The organism is Spirulina sp. 06S082 (genome assembly GCF_034932145.1).
In the GTDB taxonomy this organism is placed as follows: domain Bacteria; phylum Cyanobacteriota; class Cyanobacteriia; order Cyanobacteriales; family Spirulinaceae; genus CCY15215.
In genome coordinates this window covers 1-2,326 of sequence record NZ_JAYGHV010000473.1, presented here as the reverse complement: position 1 = coordinate 2,326, position 2,326 = coordinate 1, and the positions used below count along the sequence as shown (strand labels likewise).

General features: G+C 41.6%; 3 protein-coding genes. All 3 read right to left on the bottom strand.

Annotated features, from left to right (window positions below; translation table 11 throughout):
- Window positions 1–207: 207 nt before the first annotated feature.
- Window positions 208–873 carry an endonuclease III gene (nth, locus tag VB714_RS27100; RefSeq protein WP_323228441.1) on the bottom strand — a complete coding sequence of 222 codons (666 nt, stop codon included), beginning with the start codon at window positions 871–873 and terminating at the stop codon, window positions 208–210.
- Window positions 870–1,961 (bottom strand): RIP metalloprotease RseP, encoded by a 1,092-nt coding sequence (gene rseP / locus VB714_RS27095; protein WP_323228439.1) that lies wholly within the window; start codon window positions 1,959–1,961, stop codon window positions 870–872. The genes nth and rseP overlap by 4 nt, the downstream gene beginning before the upstream one ends.
- Before the next feature lie 129 nt (window positions 1,962–2,090).
- Window positions 2,091–2,156 (bottom strand): hypothetical protein, encoded by a 66-nt coding sequence (locus tag VB714_RS27635; protein WP_416309813.1) that lies wholly within the window; start codon window positions 2,154–2,156, stop codon window positions 2,091–2,093.
- Window positions 2,157–2,326: the final 170 nt, after the last annotated feature.

Below are 2,326 nucleotides of genomic sequence, written 5' to 3'. Positions count from 1 at the left end.
ATGCCTTTAGGGGCTATGGGATAGAGAGGTGCGTAGTTCACCCAAGGAGAATCAATCTCTCGAAGCCAAAATGAAGGGGATTTTTGAAATAGAATCCATGTCTTGTTTATATCTGACTATATTTTGGTTAACTATAACATCTCGTTCCTTATTATTCTAAATTAACATCTCGTTCCCTATTATTCTAAATTAACATCTCGTTCCTTATTATTCTAAATTAACATCAATAGCAGAAGGACAAACATCTATTAAAATACAATTTTTACAATCCGGTTTGCGTGCCTTACAAATAGCACGACCGTGATAAATAAGACGAATAGACCAATTTTCCCAATCGTCTTGATGGAGAAGTCGCATTAAATCCAGTTCAATTTTGATCGGATCGCTATATTCTGTCAATCCCAAGCGGTTGCTAAGTCGTTTAACATGAGTGTCTACCGTGACCCCAATATTTTTCCCAAATCCGTGGGCGAGAACTACATTTGCTGTTTTCCTCGCCACCCCTGGAAGTTGCAGCAATTTATCCATATAAGGAGGCACTTCACCATTAAATTCAGTGATGATTTTTTGACAAGCACCCTGAATATTTTTGGCTTTATTGCGATAGAATCCTGTTGAATGGATCAGGTTTTCCAGTTCTTCGCGATCGCCTTGCGCCAGTGCTTTTGCATCGGGAAAACGGGCAAATAATGCGGGTGTCACCTTATTTACTCGTTCATCGGTGCATTGTGCGGAAAGCATGGTTGCAACGAGAAGTTGAACAGTCGTTTCATAGTCGAGACTGCACTTCGCATTGGGGTAAAGGCGCTTAAGACGAACCAGAATTTCTAGCGCCCTTTGTTGATTACTCGCCCACTTACGATTTAAACTCACTGTTGGAAAAGTTTTTGAATCACCTCAAGATTAGCAGTATCGCGAACAATGAGGAATACACCTAACCCGAGCAGTAAAACAAATCCCGTTTGCATAATATTATCTTGAATGCGATCGGGGAGAGGTTTACCGCGCAGTCCTTCAATTAACAAAAATGCCAATTGACCGCCATCTAATGCAGGTAAAGGCAAAATATTAATAATCGCTAAATTAATGCTAATTAAAGCACCAAATTGGAATAAACTGCCAGCATCAGAACGAGCCAAACTTGCTCCAATTTCAACAATTTTAACCGGTCCCGCAACTTGATTTGCTGTTTCGCTAAAGTTGAGAATAAGATGAGAAAATCCTTGAAAGGTTAGAACGCTAAGGCGTTGAAATTCATTCGCACCCATGCTTAAAGCAGTGATGGGATTTTGGCGATCGCGGAATAATTCGCCATTAGGAGAAAGAATAACACCAATTTTACCCTGGCCGTCTGCTCCTAATTCTGGGGTAACTTGCAGAGATAATATTTCTTCCCCTCGCTTGATTTCTAAAGCGATCGGGCGATCGGGAGACTGTTGAATTTTTTCCATAAACTCGGGTAAGGATTTCTCCGATGCTGCGAGTTTTTGGGAGTTAATACTTAAAACAATATCTCCTGCTTCAATGCCCGCTTTTTGAGCAGCAGTAACGGGTTCCGTGACAACTTCCGCGATCGCCACACCAGGTTGATAATTAAAATCAGGTAATCCTACTGTAGCAATTTGAGCAGTGAGGAGAAAATAAGCAAAAATTAGATTCGCAATCACCCCCGCACTAATAACGATCGTCCGGTCTAAAATGGGACGGTTGCGGAGTAAGTCGGGATCGTCGGGAGGAATATCGCTATCGGGATCGTCGTCGGGAAATCCGACAAATCCTGCGAGGGGGAAAACACGAATAGCGTATTCCGTCTCGGATCCTTGATATGTCAACGATACAGGACCAAAACCAATGGAAAAGCGATTAACGTGAATATTTTGCAACCTTGCGGCGGCAAAATGTCCGAGTTCGTGTACGACGATTAAAAGGGCGAGAACCCCGATTGCTGCCAAGACTGACATAAAAATTTATTGCTCATTCTGAACGCTTAACTTACTATCTTGCCATATTCTCTTCCGAAATGCCCAATATTCTTGAGGAAGGCGATCGAATCAAAAAGTTAGAGTCTAAGATTTTATGCTTGTTTATGCTTAAATATCTTCTGTAAATCGCAAAAAATCGAGATAAAATTCTCTAGCTTTGGCTTCATCAAAAATTCTGAAATTGACATACTCTCACCGCTAAACGCTTGAGCGTTCTAGCGGGAGATTCTTGAACTCACATTCAAGATTTCCTGCTTCACAGATTTTTGACTAGGCAAAGCCCCCGTCAGATCATCTCCACAAGCATTTTCTGATACGCTATGCCCTAGCGCATTTTCGATTCC